The sequence below is a fragment of the Sorangium sp. So ce145 genome (assembly GCF_051525985.1).
GTDB classification, from domain to species: Bacteria; Myxococcota_A; Polyangia; order Polyangiales; family Polyangiaceae; genus Sorangium; species Sorangium cellulosum_B.
In genome coordinates this window covers 7,580,101-7,605,449 of record NZ_CP150315.1, presented here as the reverse complement: position 1 = coordinate 7,605,449, position 25,349 = coordinate 7,580,101, and the positions used below count along the sequence as shown (strand labels likewise).

The 25,349-nt window shown below is 69.6% G+C and carries 25 protein-coding genes; 5 read left to right on the top strand and 20 right to left on the bottom strand.

Translation table 11 applies throughout. From position 1 onward, the window contains the following. Positions 1-63: 63 nt before the first annotated feature. From WMF34_RS27930 to WMF34_RS27920, 3 genes are read right to left on the bottom strand one after another with little or no spacing between them, the layout of a single operon-like run. A complete protein-coding gene (locus WMF34_RS27930) occupies positions 64-2,640 on the bottom strand; it encodes a helicase HerA-like domain-containing protein (RefSeq protein WP_437989693.1) in 2,577 nt (858 codons plus the stop codon). Between the two features lie 5 nt (positions 2,641-2,645). After that, a complete protein-coding gene (locus WMF34_RS27925; protein WP_437989692.1) occupies positions 2,646-4,844 on the bottom strand; it encodes a hypothetical protein in 2,199 nt (732 codons plus the stop codon). Next, entirely contained in the window at positions 4,841-5,704 is an 864-nt protein-coding gene (locus WMF34_RS27920) for a hypothetical protein (protein ID WP_437989691.1), read from the bottom strand. Before WMF34_RS27920 ends, WMF34_RS27925 begins: the two co-directional genes overlap by 4 nt. Positions 5,705-5,726: 22 nt before the next feature. Between WMF34_RS27920 and WMF34_RS27915 the strand changes: the two genes are divergently transcribed. Further along, on the top strand, positions 5,727-6,056 hold the full coding sequence (locus tag WMF34_RS27915) for a hypothetical protein (protein ID WP_437989690.1): 330 nt from the start codon (positions 5,727-5,729) through the stop codon (positions 6,054-6,056). Positions 6,057-6,147: 91 nt separating this feature from the next. After that, a complete protein-coding gene (locus WMF34_RS27910) occupies positions 6,148-7,698 on the top strand; it encodes an outer membrane protein assembly factor BamB family protein (RefSeq protein ID WP_012238034.1) in 1,551 nt (516 codons plus the stop codon). A gap of 71 nt (positions 7,699-7,769) precedes the next feature. Here WMF34_RS27910 and WMF34_RS27905 read toward each other — a convergent pair whose 3' ends face one another. The 7 genes from WMF34_RS27905 to WMF34_RS27875 all read right to left on the bottom strand — a co-directional run bounded on the left by WMF34_RS27905 (position 7,770) and on the right by WMF34_RS27875 (position 13,338). Then, entirely contained in the window at positions 7,770-8,858 is a 1,089-nt protein-coding gene (locus tag WMF34_RS27905) for a HisA/HisF-related TIM barrel protein (RefSeq protein WP_437989689.1), read from the bottom strand. 217 nt (positions 8,859-9,075) lie between these two features. Next, positions 9,076-9,633, bottom strand: a complete 558-nt coding sequence (locus WMF34_RS27900) for a tyrosine-protein phosphatase (RefSeq protein WP_437989688.1) — start codon at positions 9,631-9,633, stop codon at positions 9,076-9,078. A gap of 19 nt (positions 9,634-9,652) precedes the next feature. Next, positions 9,653-9,970 (bottom strand): exodeoxyribonuclease VII small subunit, encoded by a 318-nt coding sequence (gene xseB / locus WMF34_RS27895; protein ID WP_437739857.1) that lies wholly within the window; start codon positions 9,968-9,970, stop codon positions 9,653-9,655. A 4-nt stretch (positions 9,971-9,974) separates the two neighbouring features. After that, complete coding sequence (xseA, locus tag WMF34_RS27890; protein ID WP_437989687.1) at positions 9,975-11,618, bottom strand: exodeoxyribonuclease VII large subunit; 1,644 nt, start codon at positions 11,616-11,618, stop codon at positions 9,975-9,977. Between the two features lie 220 nt (positions 11,619-11,838). Further along, positions 11,839-12,030 (bottom strand): YgiT-type zinc finger protein, encoded by a 192-nt coding sequence (locus WMF34_RS27885; protein WP_269454255.1) that lies wholly within the window; start codon positions 12,028-12,030, stop codon positions 11,839-11,841. A gap of 11 nt (positions 12,031-12,041) precedes the next feature. Next, positions 12,042-12,359 (bottom strand): DUF4258 domain-containing protein, encoded by a 318-nt coding sequence (locus WMF34_RS27880; RefSeq protein WP_012238029.1) that lies wholly within the window; start codon positions 12,357-12,359, stop codon positions 12,042-12,044. A gap of 355 nt (positions 12,360-12,714) precedes the next feature. Continuing rightward, positions 12,715-13,338, bottom strand: a complete 624-nt coding sequence (locus WMF34_RS27875) for a glutathione S-transferase family protein (RefSeq protein ID WP_437989686.1) — start codon at positions 13,336-13,338, stop codon at positions 12,715-12,717. A gap of 153 nt (positions 13,339-13,491) precedes the next feature. On the opposite strand from WMF34_RS27875, the gene WMF34_RS27870 reads away from it, so the two are divergent. After that, on the top strand, positions 13,492-13,695 hold the full coding sequence (locus WMF34_RS27870; RefSeq protein ID WP_437989685.1) for a hypothetical protein: 204 nt from the start codon (positions 13,492-13,494) through the stop codon (positions 13,693-13,695). A 124-nt stretch (positions 13,696-13,819) separates the two neighbouring features. On the opposite strand, the gene WMF34_RS27865 is transcribed toward WMF34_RS27870, so the two are convergent. The 4 genes from WMF34_RS27865 to WMF34_RS27850 form a co-directional block, all read right to left on the bottom strand. After that, positions 13,820-14,689 carry a hypothetical protein gene (locus WMF34_RS27865; RefSeq protein WP_437989684.1) on the bottom strand — a complete coding sequence of 290 codons (870 nt, stop codon included), beginning with the start codon at positions 14,687-14,689 and terminating at the stop codon, positions 13,820-13,822. A gap of 528 nt (positions 14,690-15,217) precedes the next feature. Further along, a complete protein-coding gene (locus tag WMF34_RS27860) occupies positions 15,218-16,582 on the bottom strand; it encodes an MATE family efflux transporter (protein WP_437989683.1) in 1,365 nt (454 codons plus the stop codon). Between the two features lie 6 nt (positions 16,583-16,588). Then, positions 16,589-17,566 carry a phosphotransferase family protein gene (locus WMF34_RS27855; protein WP_012238026.1) on the bottom strand — a complete coding sequence of 326 codons (978 nt, stop codon included), beginning with the start codon at positions 17,564-17,566 and terminating at the stop codon, positions 16,589-16,591. Positions 17,567-17,913: 347 nt separating this feature from the next. After that, complete coding sequence (locus WMF34_RS27850) at positions 17,914-18,963, bottom strand: iron-containing alcohol dehydrogenase family protein (protein WP_012238025.1); 1,050 nt, start codon at positions 18,961-18,963, stop codon at positions 17,914-17,916. Between the two features lie 118 nt (positions 18,964-19,081). Here WMF34_RS27850 and WMF34_RS27845 point away from each other — a divergent pair, with 118 nt between their 5' ends. After that, on the top strand, positions 19,082-20,206 hold the full coding sequence (locus WMF34_RS27845; protein ID WP_437989682.1) for an ATP-grasp domain-containing protein: 1,125 nt from the start codon (positions 19,082-19,084) through the stop codon (positions 20,204-20,206). 168 nt (positions 20,207-20,374) lie between these two features. On the opposite strand, the gene msrB is transcribed toward WMF34_RS27845, so the two are convergent. From msrB to WMF34_RS27830, 3 genes are all read right to left on the bottom strand, one after another. Continuing rightward, positions 20,375-20,773, bottom strand: coding sequence for a peptide-methionine (R)-S-oxide reductase MsrB (gene msrB / locus WMF34_RS27840; protein ID WP_437989681.1), 399 nt, complete (start codon positions 20,771-20,773; stop codon positions 20,375-20,377). A gap of 105 nt (positions 20,774-20,878) precedes the next feature. Next, positions 20,879-21,685, bottom strand: coding sequence for a hypothetical protein (locus tag WMF34_RS27835; RefSeq protein ID WP_437989680.1), 807 nt, complete (start codon positions 21,683-21,685; stop codon positions 20,879-20,881). A 103-nt stretch (positions 21,686-21,788) separates the two neighbouring features. Further along, entirely contained in the window at positions 21,789-22,574 is a 786-nt protein-coding gene (locus WMF34_RS27830; protein WP_044969312.1) for an ATP-grasp domain-containing protein, read from the bottom strand. A 554-nt stretch (positions 22,575-23,128) separates the two neighbouring features. On the opposite strand from WMF34_RS27830, the gene WMF34_RS27825 reads away from it, so the two are divergent. Continuing rightward, positions 23,129-23,530 carry a hypothetical protein gene (locus tag WMF34_RS27825; RefSeq protein WP_157906946.1) on the top strand — a complete coding sequence of 134 codons (402 nt, stop codon included), beginning with the start codon at positions 23,129-23,131 and terminating at the stop codon, positions 23,528-23,530. A 50-nt stretch (positions 23,531-23,580) separates the two neighbouring features. On the opposite strand, the gene WMF34_RS27820 is transcribed toward WMF34_RS27825, so the two are convergent. The 3 genes from WMF34_RS27820 to WMF34_RS27810 form a co-directional block, all read right to left on the bottom strand. Next, the gene (locus WMF34_RS27820; protein WP_012238020.1) at positions 23,581-24,210 is read right to left on the bottom strand and encodes an SGNH/GDSL hydrolase family protein; all 630 of its coding nucleotides are present in this window, start codon (positions 24,208-24,210) and stop codon (positions 23,581-23,583) included. A 100-nt stretch (positions 24,211-24,310) separates the two neighbouring features. Further along, a complete protein-coding gene (locus WMF34_RS27815) occupies positions 24,311-24,718 on the bottom strand; it encodes a VOC family protein (RefSeq protein WP_012238019.1) in 408 nt (135 codons plus the stop codon). 167 nt (positions 24,719-24,885) lie between these two features. Next, positions 24,886-25,302 (bottom strand): DUF6210 family protein, encoded by a 417-nt coding sequence (locus WMF34_RS27810; RefSeq protein ID WP_012238018.1) that lies wholly within the window; start codon positions 25,300-25,302, stop codon positions 24,886-24,888. Positions 25,303-25,349 lie beyond the last annotated feature (47 nt).

Genomic DNA, 25,349 nt, shown 5'->3' with positions numbered 1-25,349 from the left:
TACCTCGATGCCGAGGAGTGCCTTGCTGGTGAGGAGGCCTCGATCCCACCCGCGCCCGGCGCGTCACCCGCCCGTGCCACGGAGCCCAGCCTCGGTGACGGCCCGCTCCACGCGGTCGGGCGACCATGCGCCGGCGTGGCGCGTGAAGAGCGTTCGCCCCTTGAACGCGCGGCCCGCGAGCTCCGCGGGCATGTCGGGCCAGCGCGCGACGAAGCTCCCTCTCGGCGCCCCCTTGCGCGCGGCGACCCACGGAGGGGCCCCGCCCTCGATGGTGAACCAGTCGATCACGCGCTCCACGTCCTGGGCCGCCTCGAGCCGCCCGATGAGCTTCGTGCTCGTGTTGCCGAACACGTTGTAATCCACCGATCGAGGGCTCTGGGTGCACAGCAAGCAGCCGACGCCGTACTTCCGGCCCTGGGTGAAGAGCCGGATGAGCGGCTGCTTGGCGGGCGGCTTGCTACCGCCGGCCGGGATCCAGTCGCGCGCCTCGTCGATGTAGAAGAGCAGGTTCACGCCGCCGGAGGTCGCGTCCACGGTCGTGATCATCCAGCGGTACAGCTCCGTCGCGAGGGCGGCGAGGAAGAAGTGCTTCTCGTCGTCGTTGCTGAGCGCGTTCAGGTAAACGACGTTGAGCGGGACACGCCCGGGCTTCGAGGGCCGGAGCAGCTCGGTGAAGTCGAGGCGCGTCCCCCCCGAGAAGAGCCGCGCGGACGGGCCCTGCACGAACGTGTTGAGCTTTCGCGCGAGCCGCTCGCGCTCGGACTTGCGGATCAGGCTGTCCACGTCGTCGATGCCGAGGTCCTCGGGCGCGGTGACGGCGGCCACGATGTCCCTCAGCCGGACCGGCGCCGCGCGCGGCAGGTGCCGCAGCACTTGGTAGAGGAACGTGCGCTGCGACTCCTCCTCGCCGCCGCACGCGCACAGGCTGACGAGGTTGGCCGCCACCGCCACGAGCAAGCCCTCCTCCTCCTCGGCGCGGAGCGCGGGGTTCGCGATGTGCGAGAGCTCGCCCGCGCTCGGGAGCCGCAGCGGGTCGAGGCAGAGCCGCTGGCCGTGCGAGGACCCGGGCGTGAGGATGCGCGGTTCCATGCGCTCCCGGAGCTCTTCCCACGCGCGGTGCAGCTCGGCCGGCACGTCGGACGGCGGGCGCGCTTCCATCATCTGGACGAGATCGCCCTGGGGGTCGATCGCGACGACGGGGACACCGGCGCGCAGCGCCTCCTCCGCGATGACCTTGGCCATCCACGTCTTGCCGCTCCCCGCCGCGCCGACGACCGAGACGTGCGTCCGGAGCACCGCGGGGTCCACGCAGACGGGCGAGCCGCCGTCGTCGAAGCCGAGGAGCATGCCGGTGACGCTCGCGGCGCGGGCCTCCGGCGGCCTCGCTCCCGCGTCGAGCGCCGCGGGGGTCGAGCGCTCTCCGCCCGGCGGCGCCTCCGCCGGCCTGGCTCCGCCTGGCGGCGCCTCCGCCGGCCTGCCACCGCCAGGCGGCGCCTCCGCCGGCCTGGCGCTGGTACCGCCCGGCGGCGCCTCCGCGGGCGCCCTTCGCCCGCGGCCCCGCGCCGGCGCCGGCTTCGGGCGCTCGACGGCCGGCTTCACGACCGCCAGCGCCTCGTCGAGCTCGGGATCGTCCTCCACCATCGGCTCGCCCGCGGCCGGCTCGTCCGCCGCCGGCGCGCTGGCCGCGGCGGGCTCGCGCGCGTCCGGCGATCCGCCGCCGCGCGTGGCCTCGAGCGCCGTCCAGCGCCTGTCCCACGCGCCCACGTCCTTGTGGCCGAGCTGCGCGACGCACGCCCCGGAGCGCTCGTGCTTGCAGCCGCCGCAGTACGTGCGGTCGCCCGGCGGCGCGAGCCCGCCCGCGCCCACCGCGTGGTCGGACCAGGCCACCATGCTGGCGATGAGCTCGTGGACCTTGCCGCGCTTCGCCTCGATCTCCTCCCAGCGCGCCTCGCGCACGCTGCGGGTGGGGTGCAGGTAGAACACCGCCACGTCCGGCCGGGTGCCGTGCTGGTGGTGGTGCATCAGCGCGTACGTGAAGATCTGGAAGAGATCGCTGTTCGGGGAGGTCGCGGGCGTGAGCTTGTAGTCCACGATGCGGTGCTTCCCGAGCCGCGGATCGAAGTACACGTAGTCGATCGCCCCGGTCACGTGGACGTGGACGTCCTCCCCCACGTGGAACGTCACGTCGACCCGCTTGCGCGAGTCCCCGAAGAGCTGCGCCCGGAGCTCCGCCGCGGGCAGGCCCGCGGCCCTCGCGTGCGCCGCGAGCCGAGCGAGCTCCTCCATGTAGAGCTGGACCGCGGAGATGAAGCCCAGCCGCAGCGGCACCGGGCGCGCCGCGAGCGCGTCGAGGTTCAGGCAGGAGGCGTTGAACCAGCGCATCAGCGCCTGCTGGAGGCCCGGGGCGTCGCCGGCGGCCTCGAGCGCCGCCAGCACCTCGTCCGAGCTCGCCGCGGCGGCGTTGAAGCGCTCCACCGCGGTGTGGAACAGCGCGCCGCAGCCGGGCGCCTCCCCGCCCTTGCGCCAGATGCGGCTCACGACCGTCCGCCCGTCCTGCCGCTCGGCCGTGGCGCGCGCGTCGAACCAGTGGAGCCTCGGGCACGTCGCCGCGACGCGGAGCTGGGTCACGTTGACGTGCACGAGCCTCACTTCTTGCCCCGCAGCTGGACGAAGAGGTCGTCGTCGGTCGCGGTCGCGTGGACGTGGCCCTCGTCATGGAGCGCCTGCGCCGTCTTCTTGATGTGCGACCACACCTCCGGGAAGCGCTTCTCGTGCAGCTTCTTGCGGCTCGCGAAGATCTGCGCGAGCTCCTTCGCCATCAGGCCGAGGCGCCACGACAGCTCGGCCATGATGTGCTCCCGCGTCTGCTGAGGATCCCACGCCGGGGGCGGCGTCGAGTCCCCGCCGCCCTTCACGATCTCCTCGGTGAGCAGCTCGCGCAGCAGCGGGTGCGCGAGCAGGAGGCTCTGGCGCTCGAAGGACGCCAGCACCTCGGCCTCGGTCACCTTGCGGTACTGCCCGCGGGGGTGCTCGATCTCGAGATCATGGCTCCTCGCGGCGCCGAGGAGCCCCACCAGCGAGTCGAGCTCCGCGTGCCCGGCGAAGTCGAGGTGGAGGTGGAGGAAGCGCTGGCGGCCCAGCTTGCAGAGCGCGTCGTACGCGGCCTTGCCGGCGCCGCCGAGCCGGAGCGGCCGGCGCTCCTCGTCGGTGACAAGGATGCGCTTGTCGGTGTGCTTCGTGTCCTCGACCATGCGCTGGAGCGGCAGCCGCGCGCCGTGCCCGCTCGGCGCGCAGAGGAACGTCACGCCGGTGGTCACGATCACGCCGTCCGCGCGCTTCTCCCTGGCCACGAGGTGGTGCGCGGGGGCGGCCTTGCCGCGCTTCTTCGCGGTGGCGTGCTCGACGCTCAGGAGCGTCGAGGCCCCCTTGCCGGCGCACGTGGCGAGCAGGTGGTGGGTCAGGCTTGCGAGGTTGTCCTCGTCGGGCGGCAGCGACGCCTGCTGCAGGCGGCGGCGGGTCGTGCCCTCGACGAGCTTCTTCTTCACCTCGGCGTCGATGACGTCCTCCAGCTTCGGCGCCGGCGGCTTCGGTCCGCTCCCGTCGAGGTCGGGCCACTCCTTGAGCCAGCGCTTGCCGCCGACGGCCGCGAGCCGATCCTGCTGCGCCTCCCAGCGGTCACGCGCCCAGAGGATCGCGTCCCGCGGCCGGAGCTCCTGCACGCCGTCGAGGCGCCGCTCGAGCCACGCGCTGCCGAGCGGGAAGAGCCGATCGCGCTTGCGCGCGGCGTCGAGCTCCTCGATCTCCTTCTCCTCGAAGCCGGAGAGCGCGGCGTGGAGCCGGCCCTCGAGGATGGCGCGGGCCTCCTCCGGCGAGACCATGTGCAGCTCGAGGATCCGCTCGGCGATGCGGTCCCAGGCGGCCGCCGGGATCACCTCGCCGGTGCGCAGGGAGAGCATCGACTGCTTCACGCCCGACACGATCACGACGAGGTGCTTCGCCCGGTCGAGCAGCGCGTGCGCGTACGACATCAGGGCGCGCACGGCCTCGGCGTCGAGGTTGTCGATCTGGTCGAGGCAGAGCACGAGCGGTAGCTCGGCGAGGGCGCACAGGTGCGCGAGGACGTGGAGGACGCGCTCCACCGCGGCGTCGTCCGCGAGCGCGAGGCCGTCCTCCCCGGCCGCCTGGTCGAGCAGGCGCGCCTCGTCGGGCCCGAGCGTCTCGCCGGAGAGCCAGAGCACCGCCGCCTGGGCGCGCTTCTCGGCGCTGGCGTCGCCGAGGCTCGCGTGCGACGTCCCGGTGAGGAACGCGTTGAGCACGGGGATGACGGCGCTCTGCGGGTCGATCTTGGCGCCGAGGCGGGCCAGCGCCTCCTTGCGCGCCTCGATCTCCCTGGGCCCCGTCATCATCTTGCGGCCCTTGAGCGCGCCTGTCCGGATGAGGGCGCGGTTGAGGACGGTGTAGAGGCGCGACTGCGTGTAGTCGCTGCCGCGGTGCCCCGCGAGGTCGCTGACGGTCGCGTTGAGCACGTACCGGAGCATCCGCTCGGGCGAGGCGAGGATGTTGTGCAGGTAGACGACCGTCGCCCTGTCTTCCCCGGCCCACTGGAACAGCCGCGCGAGCAGGTGGCTCTTGCCGACGCCGGGCGCGCCGATGAGCAGCGCGCCGATGCTGATCGGCTCTTTCGCGGCGTCCTGCACGACGCGCACGAGCTTGGTGAAGGCGCTCTTGTGGATCGACTCGACCGTGGCCTCGCCGCCCCCGACGTCGGTGATGCGGTGGCTGCGGAACGGGTTGGTGCCCCGGACCGCCGCGAGGAAGCGCTCGAACGTCGGCTCCTCGCTCATGCGTCGTCCCTCCGCGCCACGTAGACGAGCAGATTCCCGGCCTCCATGATGCCGGCGTCGCGCTCCGCCTCGGCCATCTGGTGGTGGCGGCCGTCGGACGGATCGAGCGAGTAGCGCCGCTGCCGCCGGAGCGCGCCGAGCTCCGCGTCGAACGTGTCGCGCGGGATGTCCGGCAGCGCGGCGCGGAGCGCGTGGAGGGTGACGTAGTTGAGGCGGCCGGAGGCGCGGTCGAGCGAGGAGAAGGCGGCGTCGAAGCGATCGGCGAAGGAGATGGCCGGCGCGCCGGGGCCGCTGGCTGCCGAGGTGCCGGGGCCGCTGGAGATCGCGTTGCCGGCGCCGTCGGGGGCCGCGCGGCGGGCAGCGCCGTCGGCCGCGATCGCGGCGGGCCGCGCCGGCGCGCCGGCGGCCGGGAGGACGGCGTCTGCGAGGAAGAAGAGCAGCGGCTTCTTCCCGAGCAAGGCGCCGATGGTGCGGGGGAGCGTGCGCTCGGCGACGCGCTGCTCGAGAGCCTTCGTGAACGCGCGGCCCAGGGCGGGAAGGAGGCCCTCGGAGAGCTTCGCCAGCTCGACCGCCGGAGCATCGGGCTTCCGCGCTGACTGGAGCAGCACCTCCAGGAGCCGATCGGACTGCGCGACCGCCTCCAGGTCCTCCGCGAAAAGCACGAGCGTGGTATCGGGTGCTGGCTTCTTCCTGCTCACCGCCTCACGGGAAAGCAGCGCGCGCGCCGTGGCCTCCTCTAGCGCCTTGAGCGTCTTCGTGGGCTTCTCACCCATCAGCTCCGCGAGCCGCTCGAGCGTGGGTGGGTACGATGCGCCGCCGAGCTGCTTCTGGGACTCGAGGACGCCGAGGAGCTTCGGCACCGGCGAGGGCGGCGGCTCCTTCGTGCGCCCGGCACCCTTCGGCTTCGAGGGAGCCTTCGGCGCGGCAGCCTTCGGCTTCGCGGCAGCCTTCGGCGCGGCAGCCTTCGCGGCAGCCTTCGGCTTCGCGGCAGCCTTCGGCGCGGCAGCCTTCTTCGACTCCTTGGCGCTGCTCTTCTTCGCGGCCGTGGTCTTCGTGGTCGTCGCCCGCCCGCGCGGGCTCGATGCGCTCTTCGAGTTCGTGGCCCACCTCCCGAGTGGCCGAGATTACCCCGGTACCCAGCCATGGGAAGGGGCTTCTCGCCGCCGCGCCGCCTTTCTCTATCCGATTGACACGCAGCTCGATTCCGCGTGACGTAGACTCGGGGCCTCGTGCTGCAGAGGCGACGGAACTGGCGCGTCGGGCGGCCGATCGCCGCTCACCTCGATGCCCCGGGAGGAGCACCATGAAGCGCATCTTCTGGGTCCGGTCCGCGATCGGGGCCGCCCTATGTCTTGCATTGCTCTATGTCGTCCAGGGGAGCACGGCCATGGGCACGGGCGCCGGGCGCTGGACCGTCTATGGCTACGATCTGGCCAACACGCATTACGCGCGCGACGAGCACCACCTCGGGCCATCGAACGTCGCCTCGCTCGCCGTGAAGTGGGCCTTCACCACGACCGGCATCGTCCCGGCGACGCCGGCCGTTGACCACGGCGCTGTCTACTTTCCGGACGGGGGCGGCAAGCTGTACAAGCTCGACGCCAGGACCGGGCACCCGATCTGGACGCGCACGATCGCCGCCCTCACGGGCACGGCCGGCGCCGTCTCGCGCACGACCCCCGCGCTCCACGGCCACACGCTGTTCCTCGGCACCCTGGCCGGCGCGCACATGATCGCCGTGGACACCCGCACCGGGGCGCTCTTGTGGAAGAGGCAGCTCGACACGCACCCCGCGGCGATCATCACGCAGTCTCCCGTCGTGCATGGCGGCCGCGTGTACGTGGGTGTCTCCTCGCGCGAGGAGCTCTTCGCGGCGGACAACGCCTATCCGTGCTGCAGCTTCCGCGGCAGCGTGGTCGCGCTCGACGCGGGGACCGGGGCGGTGCTCTGGAAGCGCTACACGGTGCCCGCCGGCTACACCGGCGGCGCCGTGTGGGGCGGCGCGCCCTCGCTCGACCTCAAGCGCCGCACGCTGTACGTGACCACCGGCAACAACTACACCGTGCCGCCGTCCGTCTCCGCGTGCGTGGAGGCCGCCGGCGACGACCCCGTAGCCGCCGAGGCCTGCCTTGCGCCGGACGACTATATCGACGCCGTCCTCGCGCTCGACCTCCGCACCGGCGCGCTGAAGTGGGCGCGGCGGCTCCAGGGCTTCGACGCCTGGACGGGCGCCTGCTACTTCGGCGGCGACTGGTGCCCCGATCCGGCGGGCCCGGATTACGACTTCGGCACGGGCGCCACGCTCTTCACGGCCGGCCAGGGGGCGGAGCGCCGCGATCTGGTCGGCGCCGGCCAGAAGAGCGGTATCTTCTGGGCGCTCGATCGGGACGACGGGAGCGTGGTGTGGAGCACGCTGGTCGGTCCCGGCGGGGAGCTGGGCGGCATCATGTGGGGAGTCGCCGTCGACGAGAGCAGGATTTACGTGCCGATCGGCAACAACGGCCAGGTCGAGTACACGCTGCAGCCCTCCGGGGAGGTCATCGACTGGGGTTCGTGGAGCGCGCTCGACACCGCCACGGGCGACATCCTGTGGCAGACGCCCGATCCCACGCCGGGCGCGCAGACCAGGGGGCCGCTGACGGTCGCGAACGGCGTGCTCTACGGCGGCTCGATGAGCGGCGACGTCCACGCGCTCGACGCCGAGACGGGCGACGTCCTCTGGAGCCATCCGGCCGACGGCTCCGTCAACGCCGGGCCGGCGGTCGTGCGCGGTACGGTGTTCTGGGGGAGCGGCTACGAGAGCTTCGGCATCGGCACGCCGGGCAACACGCTCTTCGCGTTCGACTTGCCGTAGCGCTGCCCGCCGCCGGACGGCGGACGCCGGAGCCCGGCCTGCCGTGGTGCCAGGCGCGGGCGCCGGGGCCGTCAGTCGGCCACGAATCCTTTCCACCTCCGCAGGTACCCGGCGAACGTCTCGGAGACGCCGCGCTCGTACAGCTCGGCGCGCGTGAGCGGCGGTCTCCGGGGTTGCCAGGCGGGGTCGGCGATCCGCTGCGGCCAGTCGGGGTTGGTGATGGCGGCGCGCCCCAGCGCGACCCCGGTGGCGCCCTTGTCGAGGAGCGCCTCGGCCTCGGCGCGCGTCCAGACGCCGCCGGCGACCACGAGCGGCAGGCTCGCCCCCACCGCCTCGCGGAACAGCGGCAGCGGGTGCGTGTCCCCGCGCTTCTGCGAGGGCTTGCTCGAGTCCCACAGCGAGAGGTGGAGGAAGTCGGCGCCGTCCTCGGCCAGCCAGCGCGCGAGCGTCAGGTTCTCGTCGAGGTCGAGCCCCTTGGCCTGGCCCCAGTCCTCGGGCGACAGGCGCACGCCGACCACGAAGGACGCGGGCACCGCGGCGCGGACCGCCCGGAGGGTCTTGCGCAGGAGGCGAGCCCGGTTCTCCCACGCGCCGCCCCAGCGATCCGCGCGGAGGTTCTGGGTGGCGGACAGGAACTGGCCGAGGAGGTAGCCGTGGGCGCCGTGGAGCTCCACGCCCGCGAAGCCGGCGGCGTGCGCCCGCGTCGCGGCGTCGCGGAAGCGGCCTATCACAGCGAGGATGTCTTCCTCGGTGGCGGCGCGAGGGACGGGGAGGTCCGGCTCGGCGACGGCGCTGGCGCTCCACGTGGGCAGGCCGGAGACCTGGGGATTGGCACGGAGGCCCCCGTGAAAGAGCTGGACGAGGCCGAGCGCGCCCTGGGCGGCGATCTCGGTCGCGAGCCGGCGGAGGCCGGGCAGCAGCCGGTCGGCGAAGACGCCGAGCTCGCCCTTCCAGCCCTGGCCGTCCTCGGCCACGTGGGCCGCGCAGGTCTCGACGACGCCGAAGCCGCCTCGGGCGCGGTAGGAGAGCCAGCGCAGCTCGTCGTCGCCCAGGGAGCCATCGTCATGGCTTTGCCCGTTCGTGAGCGGGGCGAGCCAGACGCGGTTCCTGGCGGTGAGGCCGTTCGGAAACGAGAAAGGAGAGAGCAGCGGTGAGGTCACGGGGAGATGATTAGCACTCGCCGGGCCACGCGGGCGCGCGCTGCGCGCGGGCGCGACCGTGCGCGCCGCGTGCTGCGCGCCGGGCAGGGATCCCGCATCCTGCTGCGGCCGCAGCAGCGCGCGCCTGCCGATCCGGCGCGACCTGGCGGCGCGACCTCAACCTGGGTGACCTCGGTCGTCTCGATGGTCCGATCGGAAACCCCTGCGTGCCGTCGGCTCAGCTGCTACCACCCGAGCCCGAGGTCAGCGCGCCACGCAGCGTTGCCCTGTCGATCTCGGCGGACGGCAGCCACTCCAGGATGCCCTCGATGGCCCGATCGATGGCGATGCGGTCGGCGCCGTCGCTGAGCATGTACTCCTCCGCGACGACCTGCGGCGGCACGTCGATCGCGAGCAGGGCCGCCGCGATGACGACCCCGGTCCGGTCCCTCCCCGACGTGCAGTGGACGTAGACCGGCCAGGGGAGGGCGGGGGCCGCGAGCGAGGAAAGAGCCTTTCCTATCCAGCTCCTCACCCGTCGCTGCCGCGTGTCGTAGTTCTCGATTTCGTCCTCCGCGGCGACGTGGACAACCTTGATTCCCGTGAGGTGACCAGGATCGGCGCCGCGCCGGAGGTTCAGTATCGTCCCGGGGAAACCGAGATCGCTCGCCGTTGTCATGAGATCGAATCGCCCGCCGCGGAGCAGGCGCCCGGCAGGGATCGGCGAGACGTCGAGCCAGAGCCCGAGCATCTCGCCGACATCCCTGTAGTTGGCGGGCCGGAACGTCGCGCTCATGGGTGTCGCCTGCGCCCGGCTACTCGTCGTCTTCGTCGTCCTCGTCTTCGTCGTCCGCGTCCGTGGTCACCGGCGCCTCGCGCTCGAGCTGCTCGGTGATGGTCTGCACCTGGATCTCCGCGGCGTGGATCTTCTGGCGGCAGAGCGTCACCAGATCCGCGGCCTCCTTCACGAGCGCGGAGAGCGCGTCGATGTCGACCTGGCCTTCCTCGATGTTCTGCAAGATCTCCTCGAGGCGCGACGACGCCTCGCCATACGAGACCTCTTTCGTGGCGCGCTGCGGGCTTGCCGTGTCCCCGTCGGACAGCTCCTTCGTCCCGCGCTTCGGCTTTGCCATGACCCTATGTCTCCTCCGATCCATCCGAGCGAAGCCGCAGCACGCCTCGCTTCAGCTCGGCGATGAGCGTCGTCCCCTGGGGCGCGCGCGCCGCGTCGGTGAGCACCGCCCCTTCCGTCGTGCGCAGGATCGCATATCCCCGCTCCACCACGCGCCGTGGATCGAGGAGGCGCAGGCGCCGTTCGCGCGACTCGAGGCGCTCGGATTCGAGCGCCAGCCGCCGGGACGAGCGCGGGCCGAGGAGCGATGCCATCTCGTCGACCCGATGCGAGGCGGCGTCGAGATCGCGCCTCGCCCCCTGGCGAAGCTGGCGGACCGCCTCCTGGAGCTGGCCCGCTCGGCGCGCGATGAGCAGCGACGCGGAGCGCGGGACCCGGGCCGCCCGGCGGGTGAGATCCGACGAGGCCGACCGGAGGACGCGCCGGCCCTGGTCGAGGATGCTCAGCAGCGACGACTCGACCTCATCCCGCGCGTCCGAGACCCGTTGGACGAGCATCGCGGCCGCGGCGGTCGGGGTCTTCTCGCGAAAGCCCACGAAGTCGAGCGCGGAGATGTCTCGCTCGTGGCCGATGCCGACGACCACGGGGAGGGGGAATGTGGCGACGGCGCGGGCGATCGGCTCCGAGTCGAACCAGGCGAGATCGGTGCGCGAGCCGCCGCCGCGGCAGATCAGCAGCACGTCGAGCTCCGCGGCGCGCGCCCGGAAGTAGTCGAGGGCGTTCAGGACCGATGGCTCCGTCTGCCGCCCCTGGACGCGGACCCCGTGCGCCACGACGCGGAACGCGAAGCCTGACTCCCTGAACGTGCCGAGCACGTCGTTGTAGGCGTCCGAGCCCAGGCTGGTCACGAGGCCCACGCGGAGGGGCAGGGCGGGGAAGGGCAGGGAGCGGTTCCGATCGAGCAGCCCTTCCTCGGCGAGCCGGCGGCAGATCTCCTCTCTGCGCCGGGCGGCCTCGCCGAGCGTGTAGCCCACGTCGAGGTCCTCGATCAGGAACCGGTACGAGCCCCAGGGGACGTAGAGCTCCACGCGCCCGCGCACGCGGATCTGGATCTCGTCCTCGATCTGGAACGGGTCGCCCGCCGCGGCGAGGCGTCGCTCGATCTCGGCGCGCGCGCTCTCGAAGAGTGTCGCCTTGACCTGCGCGATCTCCTTCCCGAGGGCGTCGCGCTCCACGAGCTCGAAGCCGACGATGCTCTTGTGGGCGGCGCGGTTGTACCCGCAGACCTCGCCCACCAGCCAGATCGAGGCTGGAAACGCCGCCTCGAGCGCGGCGCGGACCTGTCCGTTGAGCTTCGAGACGGTGAAGTCGGACGCGGCCACCGCTGGCCTCGGCCGCGCGTCCCCGTTGCGCGGCTCATCGGCTCGGGCGGGCTCCGCGGTGGGGATCGGCGTGACGCCCCCTTCGTCGAGGGCGAGGGCCCCGCCGCGTTCCCGGTAGAGGCGCTGCGTCACCTCGCAGAAGCCGAACCCCTCGGCGTGCAGCACCTCCACCACCGCGACCACGTGCGTCTCCGGGACGCGCCAGGTCTTCTGTTCGGGATTCCAGCGGCGAGACGGGAGCGACTTCACGACGTCCACCAGCCTGCGATCGAAGGCGAAGTGGATCTGGAGGCTCCCCGTCCCGTCGCTGCTGACGCGGCGGCTCATCGCGCCACTCTATCATCGCGGGAGGGCACCGCGGGTCGCGCACGGGCATCGCGGGCGGGCATCGCGTGGGAAAGGAAGAGGATCGCCAGCGCCGCCGGAGCCTCGACAGGATACGAACTGCGCGCAGAGCGCGCCACGGCGGCCCAGGCTTCCTCCTCGCCTTCTGACGCGTTCTCGGAGCTCATCGTGGATAATCGAAATTCCTCGGACACCCCGCCGATCACGCCGCCTCGGTCTCGCGATCGAGCGCGTCGAGGGCGCGTTGGATACGCGCGACCTCGGCCGATTCGAAGTAGGGCTCGCCGCACTGCTCGCACACCCATGCGGGCACCGCGTCCCAGCGCACATGATATCCGTTGCGGTCCACGCTGAACGGAGCATGGGAGCGCTTCATCTCACCTCTACAATGCATGCACTGCATGATCACTTCCTCCGTTTGAAGTCGGCCGACCACTGTTCGGGGTGGGGTATGTAGGCCGTGATGATGGCCAGGTAATCCGGCTTCGGTGCACAGACGACGTGGATGGGACGGCCGCTGTCCCCTGACCCCAGGAGCAGGCAGCTGTGGCCACGCACGTCCTCCGGGTAGTCTTCGATCAGCTCGCCTGCCGCGATCGCGGCGTCGACCTCGGCAGGCGAGATCATCCGACTGGGCCGGCTCATCTGCCGCACCGCGTGGGGGAGGTAGAGGACCTTCTTCGCCGCTGCCGCCCGGACCTGGTCGAGAACGTTTGCCGCCATCGAGCTTGACCGTTTCTTGCGGCAGTATGCCCGAAATCTCGTTCACGCTCCACGCCCAGGTCGCTCGGCGCCTATACGCTGGGCGCGGTCGGCCGCCCAGATGTGTCCCGGGACGGGGGCGCCGATTGAGGCGTCGCGACGTCAGGCGTGGACGGGGCCTGGGCCGGGTCGCAGGGACGGGGGAGGGCGGCCGTGTCCGCCGCGGATGACGTCCAGCGCGCGTCCGGGCAGGTCAGGGCGCAGGTCACGGGCACGCTCAGGCGGTATCGCCCGGCCGTGTGTCGAGGGGAGGCCGCACCGGGGCCCCAGGAGCCCAAGCGCGGCAGGCGTCTGCGCCCCGAGCCGGCCGAGCGCATCACCCCTTGAGGCTGGCGAACGCCTGGGCGATGCGCGGGGCCGCGTGAGGGCGCGCGTACATCCGGTCCATGTAGGCCCGGAGCTGCGGGAAGTCGTCCAGGAGGTGGGCCTCGTCGGCCCAGTCGAGGGTGTAGGCCATCACGAGATCGGCGACCGTCACGCTGTCGCCGACGACGAACTGCCGCTGATCCATGTGCTTCTCCAGCACGGCGGCCATGGCCTTGAAGTCCTCGCGGGCGACGGGGATGTCGCCAGGCTGGCGCTTGTCCTCCGGATACAGAAACTTGTGACGCGCGATGCGCCACAGCGGCTGCTCCAGCTCGGTCGCCGCGAACAGCAGCCATTGGTTGACCTTGGCCCGCTCCCTGGGGTCTGCCGGGAGCAGGCCCTTGTCGGGGTACTTCTCGGCCAGGTAGAGCACGATGGCAACGGACTCGGTGAGCACGAGGTCGCCGTCGACGAGCACGGGGAGCTTGCCGGCTGGGTTGAGCTTGAGGAACTCGGGGCGGCGATTCTCGCCGGCCCGGAGGTTGACCTGGATGGTCTCGAAGTCCACGCCCAGCTCCTGGAGCGTCCAGCGCACACGGATCGAGCGGGTAGGAGCGAACTCATAGAGCTTCATCGATGCCTCCCTCCTCAGCCGCGCGCTGCGGCTGGTATCGTTGCTTCTGTTTACTTACGTCCGGATCTGCTGTGTTTTGACAGCGACGGTGGCCGCCGGCAGGCGAGCAGTTAACGGCGCCTCGCGACGAGTGTCAATGGACATGCTCGGCCAGTGATGGCTTTTGCATGCTCCTTCGGGGGCCCTGGAGGCCGTGCGCTGCCTGTCCCGGAACCTGACGGCGAGGTCGAGGCGATCGACGAGGCGGCGCCGGATGAGGAGGACACGGACGAGCCAGGCGTCGCTGAACTCCATGGCTTCGCGGACGAGGTGCTGCTGGTCGGCGAACGAAGCGGCGCCAAGAACAGTTTGCTGTAGGTTCTGCGGGGTCGAACGCGACCGTCCGTAGGGGTCAACGAACCTGATCGACGGGGGGGCAACTCGGGTCGCAACGCGCCTCCGATAACACGACAGGATGGCGGCGTGGCGTGGCCGCAGAGGCCTACTGGACGCAGGCCACGTGCGCCGTCTTGTCGTCGGTCACCGTCACGCTCCACCAATGGGACCCGGGGTCATAGTTGATAAAGACGCCGTCGCTCCAGTCAGACCACCAGAAGCGTCCGCCGAGACCCGTGAGGAAGCACTGCGTACCGAGGGGGTTCGTCCCCCCGTCAATCTGCTGGAGTACATTGAGCGTGCTCGTGCCCGTTGTGGGCGCCCATGTCGCGTTCCAGATGAAGTTGTAGGTCACGTCTACGCATCCGCCGATCCCGTCGGCGTGGCCGGTGCCGCCGATGTACCAGTTGGTGCCGTCGTTCCAGATCATCACGCCGTCACCGGCGGCCTTCCAGTTGTCGTCGTTGCCGTAAGCATCTTCGTTCAGCACGCTCATCAGACCACATCTCCGAAGGGTAGTGACTGGCGCCAGGATCTGCGCCGGCTGCCCCTCCGACCAGCGGACCGGTGTTGTCCGGTTTGCGACGCTGGGAACGCAGATGGCGGTCCCCTTGATTTCATTGTAGCCCGTACCGGCGTGCGTGTCCAAATACCAGCCGCCGCCGGAGCGAAAAACCGACACTCGGGCGTCACCGTCAGGCCATGTACCAGCCCTGGACGCGAGGGTCCCGCCGACCCCAGAGAGGAAGCATGTCCTGTCGGTGTCCGTGCCGATATACACGGGGGGCGTGCTCGAGTCGTCTGCCCACGACCAGCTCCAGTAGCCGCTGAATGCCTGCTCGGCCGTGGCGACAGTCTCGTCGTCCGCCTGCTCGTCACCCGCTTGTTCATCCGCGGCTGCTATGCAGCCGGTCCCCATGAGCAGGACAGGAAGCATCCACGAGATCTTCCAGATTCGCTTCGACGCGTTATTCATGTGCATCCTTATGTAGTGGCGCTCTGTGGCCGTGAAGGCGCCTAAACGCTGATCCATTCAGCGGCCCCCTCACAGTGAGCTTTCTCACATGTATGGACAAGGGAAGTCAACGACGACGTGGGCGTCGACCGTCGCGAGCAACTTTTCGACGCGCCCGAGCGCGCAGCGACGGCTCGCGGAGTTCTTCTCCAGACCGGCGTACCCCTGGCCGGTAGGGTAAATAGCGGCACCTTCCTCCGGCTGCCGTTCGAGGCATTCAGCTCGGTGGCGTGTACGATGATGCTTGCGTCCACGTACATGTAGGGCAGCTCGACGCGCGAAGCGCTCGCCAGTACCTGCGGTGGCAGCAACGCATTCTCGTTTCTGCGGTGCAGGTCATCGGTGTTCCTCGCCCACCAGCGCGTGTGGCTCCAGGACTTCGTACTCGAACCATCCATGACGCGTGGCATCGCGGTCCCGGTAGAGGCGCGGCGTCACCGCGGGAAATCGCGCAGGCCGCAACGCCTGTCCGGTTCGCCGCTTCCACGCTCAGCCCGCGTCAGGCGCTCTCGCCATGCAATGCCCAGAACCAGCGTGGGCATTCTTCAGAAGAAGGAAGGAGACGATGCAAAGAATCAGCTCCGAGATCGCCTCGGAGGCCCAGATGCCGGTCAGGGAGAACAGGCGGGAGGCCAGCAGCAGCACCGGCAGCTTGACCAGCAGGATGCCCCCGAGGGTGAGCAGCAGCGCCTCCCTGGCCCGGCCCACCGACTGAAACGAGGCCGCCGTGACCATGGCCACGCCGGTCAGGGGGTAAGAGAGCGCCAGCAGCCGCAACGCGGTCTGCCCTTCAGCGATGATCGCGCTCTCCCTGGACAGCAGGGCGATCAGCGCGGCCGGCATCACCAGGCAGACGCCGCAGACGAGCGATCCATAGACGACCGAGGCGCCAAGCGAGAGCCGGATGGCCTCCCGCACCCGCTCGAGCTTCTTCTGGCCGAAGTTGTACCCCACCAGCGGCTGCATCCCCTGGACGATGCCGGTGAGCGGCGCGAACAGCCCGGAGTAGAGCCGGCTCACGATCGCGAACACGCTCAGGGCGCTGTCGCCGCCGATCCGCCGGAGCAGGTTGTTGGTGACGATGGCGATCAGGCTGACGCTGGCGCTCTTGATGAGCGAGGGGGACCCGATCTTCACCACCTCGATGATGATGGGCCAGTCCGGCTTGAAATAAGACGCCTTGATGCGATAGGAGCGGTTCTTCCTGAAAAAGAAGAAGTGCAGGCCCATGCCGGCCGAGGTGGCCTGGCCACAGACCGTCGCCAGGGCGGCGCCGGAGACGCCCATCTGCAAGATGAGGATGAAGAGCCAGCACAGGACGATGTTGACGCAGATCGGGATGATCCACATGGCGGTCGAGTACCCGGCGTTGCCATCCGCCCTGACGATGGCCGAGTAGCCGGTGCCGGCGATGGCGCCGAGGAAGATGATCCGACCGTACTCGATGGCATAGGGGGCGACGCTGTCGGTGGCCCCGAGCAGGTAGACGAGCGGCTCGATGAAGACCGAGCCCAGGACCGTGATGGCGAGCGCCGCCGTCCAGAAGATCAGGAAGGTGCTTGCCACCGTCCGGGAGGCCTTCTCCATGTCCTGCTCGCCGAGCGCCCTGGAGACCACCGAGGCGCCGCCGGCCCCGACGGTCGTGGCGACGGCGCCGAGGGCGATCTGGACCGGCGAGATGATCGAGGCCGCGGCGGCGGCCAGCGCGTTGACGCCCACGGAGAGAAAGTAGATGTCCGTGAGGCTGTAGACGGTAAAGACCAGCAGCGAGAGCGTGGTCTGGGAAGACATCTCCAGCAGCAGCTTCCCGACCCGCTCGGTCCCCAGCTTTTCAACCCTGGAGCTCTCACCCATGAGCGTTCAGTTTGCGCTCAGCCAGGCCATGTGTTCGCCCATCCACTGCCTGGAGAGGTTGAGGACGGAATCGGTGTCGTAGTTGCGGTAATAACACTCCGTGTTCATGACCAGGGCGAGGTGCAGCGAGTACAGGCGGCATCTCCGCTCTTCCTCGAAGGTGAAGGAGGTCTTGCCGTAGCCGCGCATGCAGCTGGTGATGCCCTCGGCGGAGAGCAGCCGGAACTGGGCCTCCATCAAGGGATCGGCCCAGAGCGCCCTCTCGAAGTCGATGATGCCGGCGACCCTGCCTTCCTTGACGAAGACATTGGGGTTCCAGACGTCCCAGTGGACGAGGCAGGGCGTGGTGACCTCCTCCAGCGCGGGGGCGTGCCTGAGGACGGCGGCGCGGATCTCGTCGTAGCCCTGGTCGTACGCCACGCCTTTCCGGGCGCCGTCTTCCAGCACCGACTCCATGATCCTGGTGAACGCCTCTCTCCAGGTGCTCGCGCGCAGGTCCGGGTTTCCATCGTAACCAAAATAGGTGCCGGTGAAGCCGTTGATCTCCCGGACGATCTCGCCGATGTGCAGGTCGATGGACGCCTGCGTCTCGGGGGGGAGGTTGGCTCTCACGTGCTCGAGGTTGTCCGCCGCGATCTTCTCCATGAAGAAGTAGTCCGAGTCGCACAGCTCGCGGGTATCGTCGAAATGGTAAATCTGGGGCACCGGGATGGCCGGGTTTCGCCGGACCAGGCGCATGGCGGCGACCTCGGTGGTCATGATGTTCTTCTCGTAGAGCATGACCTCCGCATCTCTCGGCGGCGCGATCTTGAGGATGACCTCCCGGCCATCGGCGAGCCGGACGCTGTACGCCGCGTTGAACCAGCCGTCTTTCAGCTCGACCACGGCGCCTTCGCCGTCCGCGAGCGCCATGCCGCCGAAGGCTCTGGCGGCCATGGCGGCGATCTGCGGGCGTGTCTTGATGTTCTTGGTCTTGCTCTCCACGGTCTTCCTTCGTCGATTGGCGGCCCTTGTGATGAGCGAAATGGCGTTTATTGTGCTGAATCCTGGGGAGCTGTCAAGTCGCGACCTGGAGTCGTGCCGGGGCCCGGAGCGAGAGGGGGCTAAAGTCGCCGGCGTGGCCGGCGGGGGCCCACGTGGGTTATCGTGTGATCCTGCGCCCCATGCCGATATACGATTCTGACGGCGCTCGTCGCCGAGCTGCACGACGACTTGCTACGCCCCGCCTGGCCGGCAGAAAAGCAGGCCGCGCCGCCCCGCTCGCGCGCGGACCTCCCGCCGCCCGTGGCGGCGCCCCTCCTCGCGGGCGCGGACCGAGCGCGGCTGGCGGGTCAGGCGAAGCACCCCTTCAGGCGCGGATCGGTCCGGAGGATCGCCTCGACCTCGGATACGCAGTCGCGGGAGGAGAGGACCGTGGTGTAGCCGGGCTTGATCTCCGGCGCGACGCGGACCGCCTCGATCCACTCGTCGAGCGAGAACGGGTCTGCCCGGATCGCATCCCAGAAGCCCGTCGCGTCGAGGACGGCGGCGATGAGGTCCGTGTCCCGCCCCTGGAGCTGGCTGACCACGTAGGCGGCCGTGCCGACCTGCAGGCCGTGGAGCCGCGGCCGGCCGGAGATCTGGTCGAGCGCGTGCGAGATGAGGTGCTCGCTGCCGCTCGCCGGCCGGGACGACCCGGCGATCTCCATGGCGATGCCGTTGAGCATGAGCGCCGTCGCGAGCAGGCGCATGCCCTCGAGGTCGCGCCGGGGGCGCGCCATGAACTGGAACACGGTCGCGTCCGAGAGCAGGGCGGCAAAGTCGTTGACCGGCTCGCCGCGCGCGTGGAACGCGAGCTTCCAGTCGTGGACCGCGGTGACCTTGGCCGCGAGATCGCCCACGCCGGAGAGCCACAGGACCTCCGGCGCGCGCAGGCAGACCTCGGTGTCGACCACCACGCCGAACGGCACCGCGCACGGAAGCGAGCGGCGCCTTCCGCCCACCGTGAGGCTCGCCGAAGGGCTGCAGAAGCCGTCGTTCGAGAGCGAGGTGGGCACGGCGAGGAACGGCAGCCGGGCGAGGGACGCGAGGTATTTGGCCGTGTCGAGGGCGCGGCCGCCGCCGAGCCCGACGATCGCGTCGCAGCGCGCGGGGAGCGCGGGCAGGAGCGCCGCGGCCTCCTCGACGCTGGCCGACGCGACCTCGCGCCGGGCCACGACCTCGATCGCCTGCGCGTCCAGGCCCTCGCGCATCGCCGCCTCGATGGCGGCCGGCGTCCCCGCGCTCGCGAGCAGCAGGACGTGGCGGCGCGCCGCTCGCGCGAGGTAGAGCCCGCTGCGCGGGAGCGCCCCGGGCTTGATGCGCACCAGGGTGGGGATGCCGATCTGGGTGGCTGCGGGCATGCGCGGTCTCCTAGGCCCGCGGCCGCGGCGCGGCTAGTCGCCGCGGGCTGCTCTGCTTCCGGCCGAGCCGAAGGGGCGCCGAGTCGTCCTGATCCAGGAAAAGTGCGATGCTTGATCCGTGTCCCGCGTCGCTCTCCTCTCCGACCTCAACCGTGCCTTCGACGCCCAGGCCGACCCCCGCAACGTGGCCATGATCCGGCGCCGCCATGCGTTCTGGGCCCAGCTCGCCCGCCTTCATGGCTGGGACCTCGCGGTCTGCGACGTCGCCCAGCTCGACGCGCCGCAGGGGGTCCGCGACAGTGTGTCCTGGATCGATCTGCCGATGCTACCCCGCGCCGCATACCACTCCGTCTTCGCTCGAGCGGTCGCTGCCGGCGCCGCGTGCGTGCTCGACCTCCCCGAGCATGTGGAGCGGGTCCTCGGGCTCGATCGATTCTACTCGGTCCTCACGAACGCCGGTGTCCCCACGCCGCGCACCGCGCTGCTGCCCGTGGACGCCGCCGTCGCTGCCGCGATCGACTCTCCCGCGGCCGTGCGCCGTCTGTTGACCGAGGCGATCTACGGCGCCCTCTTCGACGCGGAGATCGATCCCCACGCCGGGGTCTTCGTCCGCGGCTTCTACGCGTCGGCCAAGTCCAAAAACCCCGAGCTCTACTACGGCAGCAACCAGGCGGACATCGAGGCCACGGTCTTCGAGGTGGTCCGCCGCCTGCGTGTCGCTCTCGACGTCGGTGGCCTCGCCTTGCGCGAGCACCTCGACCTGGAGCGCATCGAGATCGCCACCCTGCCCGGCGATCGCAACGCCATCCGGGTGCCCTTCGAAGTGCGGCTGACGGTGCTGGGCGGCCGCTTCCTCATGGCCAGCTACCATGGCCCCTTCGAGGTCCTCATCGACGACGCGCGCCGGCGCCTCGCCGATGAGCTCACTGCCAGGAGCGAGGTGGTGCAGCGGGCGGTTCGCGCCGTCGTCCCAGCTCTCCTCACGGCTGACCTCCCGGCGAACTACGTGGCTGACGTGGCCTTCGCTCGAGAGGGCCAGCCGGTGGTCCTTGAGCTCAACCCACTCTATGCCGCGGGTTACAACGTACCCTCGGCGCACGCCCTGCTCGTCGCTGCGCTCGGCGCCGACCTTGCCCACCGCGCCGGGTACGCCGCGTTGCCGTGGACCCAGATCCTCGACAGCGCTGCGACACTTGCCGGCGAACGTGTCGAGCAGAGCCCGGCGGTATGGCTGCTCGGGTAATCGGTTTGCTCGGCTGTCCAGCCGGCCGACCCGCCATGTAGCATCTGGAGCCCCTTGTGGCCGAGGGCATCCCACTCCCCGGCGACACCCCAGGCGCTCCGAGCGGCGCTCGGCAGGACCCTGCCGGTCACGGCCCAGCTGTCGACGCGACGTTCGCCGCCTCGCGAGTCATTCGCTCTCGAACTCGAGGCAGGCGGAATTGATGCAGAAGCGCTCGCCCGTCGGCCCTGGCCCGTCATCGAAGACGTGCCCCAGATGTCCATCACAGCGCGCGCATACGACCTCCACCCGATCGAGGCCATGCTTCCGGTCGGCTCGGCGCTCGATCCGCTTCTCTTCGAGGACTGCGCCGAAGCTGGGCCAGCCGGTCCCAGAGTCGAACTTCGTCTGTGACGAAAAGAGCTGGGTGCCGCAGCCGGCGCATCGATAGACGCCCGTGCCGTGGTGGTTCCAGTACTGCCCCGTGTACGGACGTTCGGTGTTGCCGTAGCGGAGCATTCGGTAGCGATGCGGCCCGAGCAGCAAGAGCCACTCGGGTTCGGTCTTCGAGATCTTCTTGTCTGCCATCGCTGGATCCCATCGTTGAGTTCTGGTGTCACGCCCGTTCGGCTCGGCGTCGGCGGCCGACATGCGTCTTCTGGCGTCTCAGCTTCTCGCTGTTTGCGCGCGGCTTCAACCCGTTTGTCGCGCTAGCCAGGCTTCATCCTCGGGATCGCGTTCATAGTCCAGAGGTTCCTCGTGAATATGCCGAAGCCATTGCGTGAGATCGGGCGCGTAGTGCATGTAGCCGAGATCGCCGCACGCTACACCTGTTGCGGCCACCGGTAATGTCTCCTCCAGCCACTTCTGGAGCGTGGCCACGGAAGGCATCCGCGGCGAACGCGCGTGCTGGGTGTAACCTTTGACGTCGCCGTACAATGAGAAGTAGACATCGTGGACGGCGTATTCGACGGTACCGTCACCTCTCGCATGCCGCATCACACGCGGCTGGTAGTACTCGCCGGAAGCCTCGATGCGCAGCTCGGTCGCACGGCTGCGCGCCGCGGACGCGGCGATATGGCGTGCCGCCGCCGATCGCGCTTCGGCCAGCTGTTCATACCATGCAGCGCCCCGCTCCAGCGTGCTTCGTGACGATTCGCGCCAAAGACTCAGAGCCTCTTCGAGCAGCTTCGCGGCAGACTCCAGATCGCCGGCGCTCGACTCGATCTCGGCATGGCGCGCGAGCCGCGCCGCAAGCTCATCCTGTGAGGCGTGATTCTTTCGCAGTAGGTCAATCAGTCGGCCGTAGACCATGGACGCCTCCGCCCACCGCTCTCGGCCGTCAAGGTAGTCGGCGATCGACTCGAAGGCGCGCACGCGCTCCGCTGCTTCGGTCTCCGCCTCCGCAGAGCGAATGGCCCGCCCAACGAGCTCGTCGGCACGGGCCGGGCCGTCTCGGTGGTTCCATCGGGCATCATCCAGCAGAGTCTTCCACGCCATGGCTTCACCAGGTCATCGGCACCAGTCCAACGACCTTGCGCTGCGCCGCGGGCGCGACGCGCCCGTCGGCACCAGCGCCTGATTGGGCAGAGGTCGGCATGATCTAGGTTGCCCGCTCCTGATGCTCGGAGACGGTTCGTACGACGCGCTCCACGTCTGCCGAGTAAAAACGGCTTCCGTTGAAGCAGTTGCACTCGACAATCTTCCACGCGCCGTCGACCCGCGCCACGTCAAGAACGAACACGCTCGCCGGCGCCCATCGCGAGGCCGCTCTCTCCGCGAAGTCGATCAGCTCGCGAGGGAGGTGTGAATCGCCGCTCGGCCGGTACATGCTACCTGTCACAACTTCACCGTCCACGACGAACAGCCGCCATTCTCCATCGATCTCACGCGGTTCGCCGAGCACGACCTCGGACGTGGGCTCCACCGGCCTCGCTGCACCTCGTAGAGTTTGAAACAGGGCCACGCACTCCGAAAAGCGAAGAACTTGTCCAGTAAAGCGCTTCAGATCGTCGTTCGGCTTCAGAAAAACAAGCTCGTTCGGGGCACGTGGCTCGGCGAGGAGCCTCTCCCATGACATGACCTGCGCATCGGCGTTCAGCATCTGGTCGCCGTACGCAGCCACGTAGGATCGATGTTGAAAGCGCGCGGGGTCGAAGAAGACTCCATGGCGCCATCTCGGGTGCTCGAAGGCGCGCAGGATCAAAGTCGTTCGACCGTGAAGGACGACCGGCCCGTCGATGCGCGGCAGCTCAGGGAGCGTCGCGGAACCAGCAATGACAGAGACTTCATGGAAGGGCCGCTGCTCCGTGGAGCACGCACGACGCAGAGCGGCTGGGGATGTCGATCCAGGCTCGACGTTCGTCTGAACGATCCAGGTGGTTCGCATGGTTCGGATCTCCGCTCGCTGCGGGAGGTCTTGTTCCTTCTGTCCAATGGCAGGCATCCCGGACCAGCATCGTCGTGGTGCGATGCTACCATGTTCTACCACACACGGCAGCAGATGAGCCAGTTCGAGGTGCCATCTGTAGCGTTCGGCTTCGTCCGACGGCTTCGTTCTGCGCCTGGGGGCCGATCGCGTTCGATCGGGAACCCGGCACGCCGCGAGGTGTCGTCCACGAGGTGGAAGACGTGTTGCCCCCTCGGGTGAGCGGTCCCTATCGGAGCCCCTCGCCTGTTCCTCCAAGCGCTCCGCCTGCGCCCCGAGTCGCCGGGCTCGGCCTCAAACCAGGCGCGTGTGCGCTCGCCGTCGTCGTTTCGGCGCTCGTCCACGGAGCAGTCCTCGCAACCTCCGCCGTGGCTGCTCCTGGAACGTCGACGCCGGCGCATCCGGAGCCGCCGGAGAACTTTATGTGGGGCGACGGGGCGTTCTTCGTGCGCGCTGCCCCTTTCTGCAAGCTGGTTTCGTGCTTGACGTCGGGGCCGCCGCCGTCGGAGGTAGCGGTGTGCTACAGCCGCCAGGATCTCTGCGAAGCAGGCTACGAACTATCTCGTGCTGAGGCGTATGGATACTCCGCGGCGCGTGAGCGAAGCTGGCTCTCGGTTGCCACAGAAGAGAACCCAGATGGCGCGACGGTTGTTTCGATGGATTCGTACCGCGCGCTCATCAGTGGATGCATGATCGGGGAAAGTCGACACGGCGAGGTATTCCTTCGCATCGAGCGACGCCGCGACGGGACCGGGATCGCGCGGGCCGAGGCGCGTGACGGTCAGGTGGAACCGGGCCTGCTGTGCTGTCTACGCGAAGCCCAGAGCACGCTCGTGCGGGCGTTGCGCCCCGGCACGGCACGCGTGCTCATGGTCCGCTTTGACGGTAGGGGTGGGTTTGAACTGACATCCTTCTGACCGGCGCCGAGTCGAAACGGCGGTCGGCTCGCGCAGCCGCAACGGGCTTTCTAGCCGGCGGTCACGGTCGTCGCTCGCTTCTGGACTGCGGCGGCGCCCAGGGTGCGGACGAGCGCCTGTGCGATCTTCAAGCCGCCGGCGCCCGACGGCTCGATGGCGTTCGCGAAGTCCCCCGCCTCCGAGCAGACAAGGCGGAGGTCGACGACGTCGAGCGCGCGCGAGAAAGCTTGACGAAGGATGACGTCATTGAACGTCATCAAGGCGATGCGAGCTCGCTCGGCCTCACCGGGAGCGAGGTTGCCGTTATAGATCGTGCAGACCGTGGTCGGTCGACCGAGCGCGACGACGGCCTCGAGCGCCCACGAGTACGATTGCTCGAACGCGTCCACGCGTTCGCGGAATATGTCCAGAGCCTCGGCCGTCGACCGGACGGGCAGCCCGAGAAGGTCGGCGTTCGAGAGCGCGTCGTTTCCGCCGAGCGAGAGGAGGACGTGGGTCGCGTCCTTCGGTATGCGATCGAGCTGGGGTCCGATATCAGAGGTGGTCGTGCCGTCGACCGCACACAGGGTGACTCGCCAGGAGGGCAAGAGAGCGCGGAGGTGCGATGCGACATCGGGCTCGCCATTGGTATACGAACCATTGTCGAAGATTGAATCACCCAAGAGAACGACAGACGACATGATTTTCTCCCGTGAAATGAGTCCCAGCGGCTGGTTCGGCGGTCGGCCTCGGGGCCCCCGCCCAGCAGGTTGGCGATCGAGCCGGCCGACGGCCGCACGGTCAACGTTCGTGCAACACCGCCTCCAGCCGGTGGCCGTCGGGGTCGCGAACGAACGACGCGTAGTAGCCGGGATCGTAGCTCTCGCGAACGCCGGGCGGTCCTTCATCGACACCGCCCTTGCTGAGGGCCTCCGCATGGAAACGATCGACCGCCTCGCGGCTCGGGGCAACGAAGGCCAGGTGGAAGCCTCGACCGGGCGCCTTCGCGTCAGGACCGGACGCGACGATGGCGAAGGGCGGCTCAGCTTCGTATCCGTCGGGCCCATACGCTACGTGACGGGCGTTTTGCGAAAGCCGGACAAAACCGAGCGGTGCCAGACAGGCGTCGTAGAACTCCGCAGCACGCTCGAGGTTCTCGACACCGACCGAGACGTGATCGAACACGAAGACTCTGGCGTCCTTGGGCATGGGTACGAGCTACCTGTTGCGGTCGTCCGAGGCAAGCGACAAGGTGCGGGAGGACGTGTACGAACGCGCCGGAGCGAGCGGTACCGAGCGGACAGCCGAAGACTGCCAAGGACAAGAGTTGCCTGGCGCTCGCCGCCGAGCAGCTCGCGCCCGACGAGCGCGCGGCCTCAATCGGAGTTGGGCCAGGTGAGAATCCCAGGGCGCGGGTACGGTCCGAACCCAGTGAAACAGCTCCAGTCCGATTCGCCTTCTATCACGGCGTGCACCCACGCTTCGTGCGAGTCCACGAGGCGTGCCCGGTCGGTCACGATGCCAACGATGCGGCACTCGCGCAGGATGCGGTCGATGACATCCGCGTCCTCTTGGTCAAGCCCGAGCATCGCGCCGCTGCCCACGTACTTCGGTCCTTCGAAGTGCGCCGCGAGGGAGCGCCACCCGTCTTCGGCGTCGAGCGGAACGAATACGCCCTCGATCTCGGGTTGCATGCAAATGTTCCCACAGGTCTGGTTCGAGTAGATGACCCCGCTCGGGCAGGGGATGAGCAGGCCGAGGCCTGCGTCGTATAGCCTGATGATCTTGTTCATCGTCCTCGCCTCCCGGACGCCTGCGGCTCTGCCGCGCCGCGCAGCGG

Excerpts from the sequence above, each read along its gene's own strand:
- WMF34_RS27925 (WP_437989692.1), bottom strand. The coding sequence starts at position 4,844 with ATGAGCGAGGAGCCGACGTTCGAGCGCTTCCTCGCGGCGGTCCGGGGC.
- WMF34_RS27910 (WP_012238034.1), top strand. The coding sequence starts at position 6,148 with ATGAAGCGCATCTTCTGGGTCCGGTCCGCGATCGGGGCCGCCCTATGT.
- WMF34_RS27900 (WP_437989688.1), bottom strand. The coding sequence starts at position 9,633 with ATGAGCGCGACGTTCCGGCCCGCCAACTACAGGGATGTCGGCGAGATG.
- xseB (WP_437739857.1), bottom strand. The coding sequence starts at position 9,970 with ATGGCAAAGCCGAAGCGCGGGACGAAGGAGCTGTCCGACGGGGACACG.
- xseA (WP_437989687.1), bottom strand. The coding sequence starts at position 11,618 with ATGAGCCGCCGCGTCAGCAGCGACGGGACGGGGAGCCTCCAGATCCAC.
- WMF34_RS27885 (WP_269454255.1), bottom strand. The coding sequence starts at position 12,030 with ATGCATTGTAGAGGTGAGATGAAGCGCTCCCATGCTCCGTTCAGCGTG.
- WMF34_RS27880 (WP_012238029.1), bottom strand. The coding sequence starts at position 12,359 with ATGGCGGCAAACGTTCTCGACCAGGTCCGGGCGGCAGCGGCGAAGAAG.
- WMF34_RS27875 (WP_437989686.1), bottom strand. The coding sequence starts at position 13,338 with ATGAAGCTCTATGAGTTCGCTCCTACCCGCTCGATCCGTGTGCGCTGG.
- WMF34_RS27865 (WP_437989684.1), bottom strand. The coding sequence starts at position 14,689 with ATGAATAACGCGTCGAAGCGAATCTGGAAGATCTCGTGGATGCTTCCT.
- WMF34_RS27860 (WP_437989683.1), bottom strand. The coding sequence starts at position 16,582 with ATGGGTGAGAGCTCCAGGGTTGAAAAGCTGGGGACCGAGCGGGTCGGG.
- WMF34_RS27850 (WP_012238025.1), bottom strand. The coding sequence starts at position 18,963 with ATGCCCGCAGCCACCCAGATCGGCATCCCCACCCTGGTGCGCATCAAG.
- msrB (WP_437989681.1), bottom strand. The coding sequence starts at position 20,773 with ATGGCAGACAAGAAGATCTCGAAGACCGAACCCGAGTGGCTCTTGCTG.
- WMF34_RS27835 (WP_437989680.1), bottom strand. The coding sequence starts at position 21,685 with ATGGCGTGGAAGACTCTGCTGGATGATGCCCGATGGAACCACCGAGAC.
- WMF34_RS27830 (WP_044969312.1), bottom strand. The coding sequence starts at position 22,574 with ATGCGAACCACCTGGATCGTTCAGACGAACGTCGAGCCTGGATCGACA.
- WMF34_RS27820 (WP_012238020.1), bottom strand. The coding sequence starts at position 24,210 with ATGTCGTCTGTCGTTCTCTTGGGTGATTCAATCTTCGACAATGGTTCG.
- WMF34_RS27815 (WP_012238019.1), bottom strand. The coding sequence starts at position 24,718 with ATGCCCAAGGACGCCAGAGTCTTCGTGTTCGATCACGTCTCGGTCGGT.
- WMF34_RS27810 (WP_012238018.1), bottom strand. The coding sequence starts at position 25,302 with ATGAACAAGATCATCAGGCTATACGACGCAGGCCTCGGCCTGCTCATC.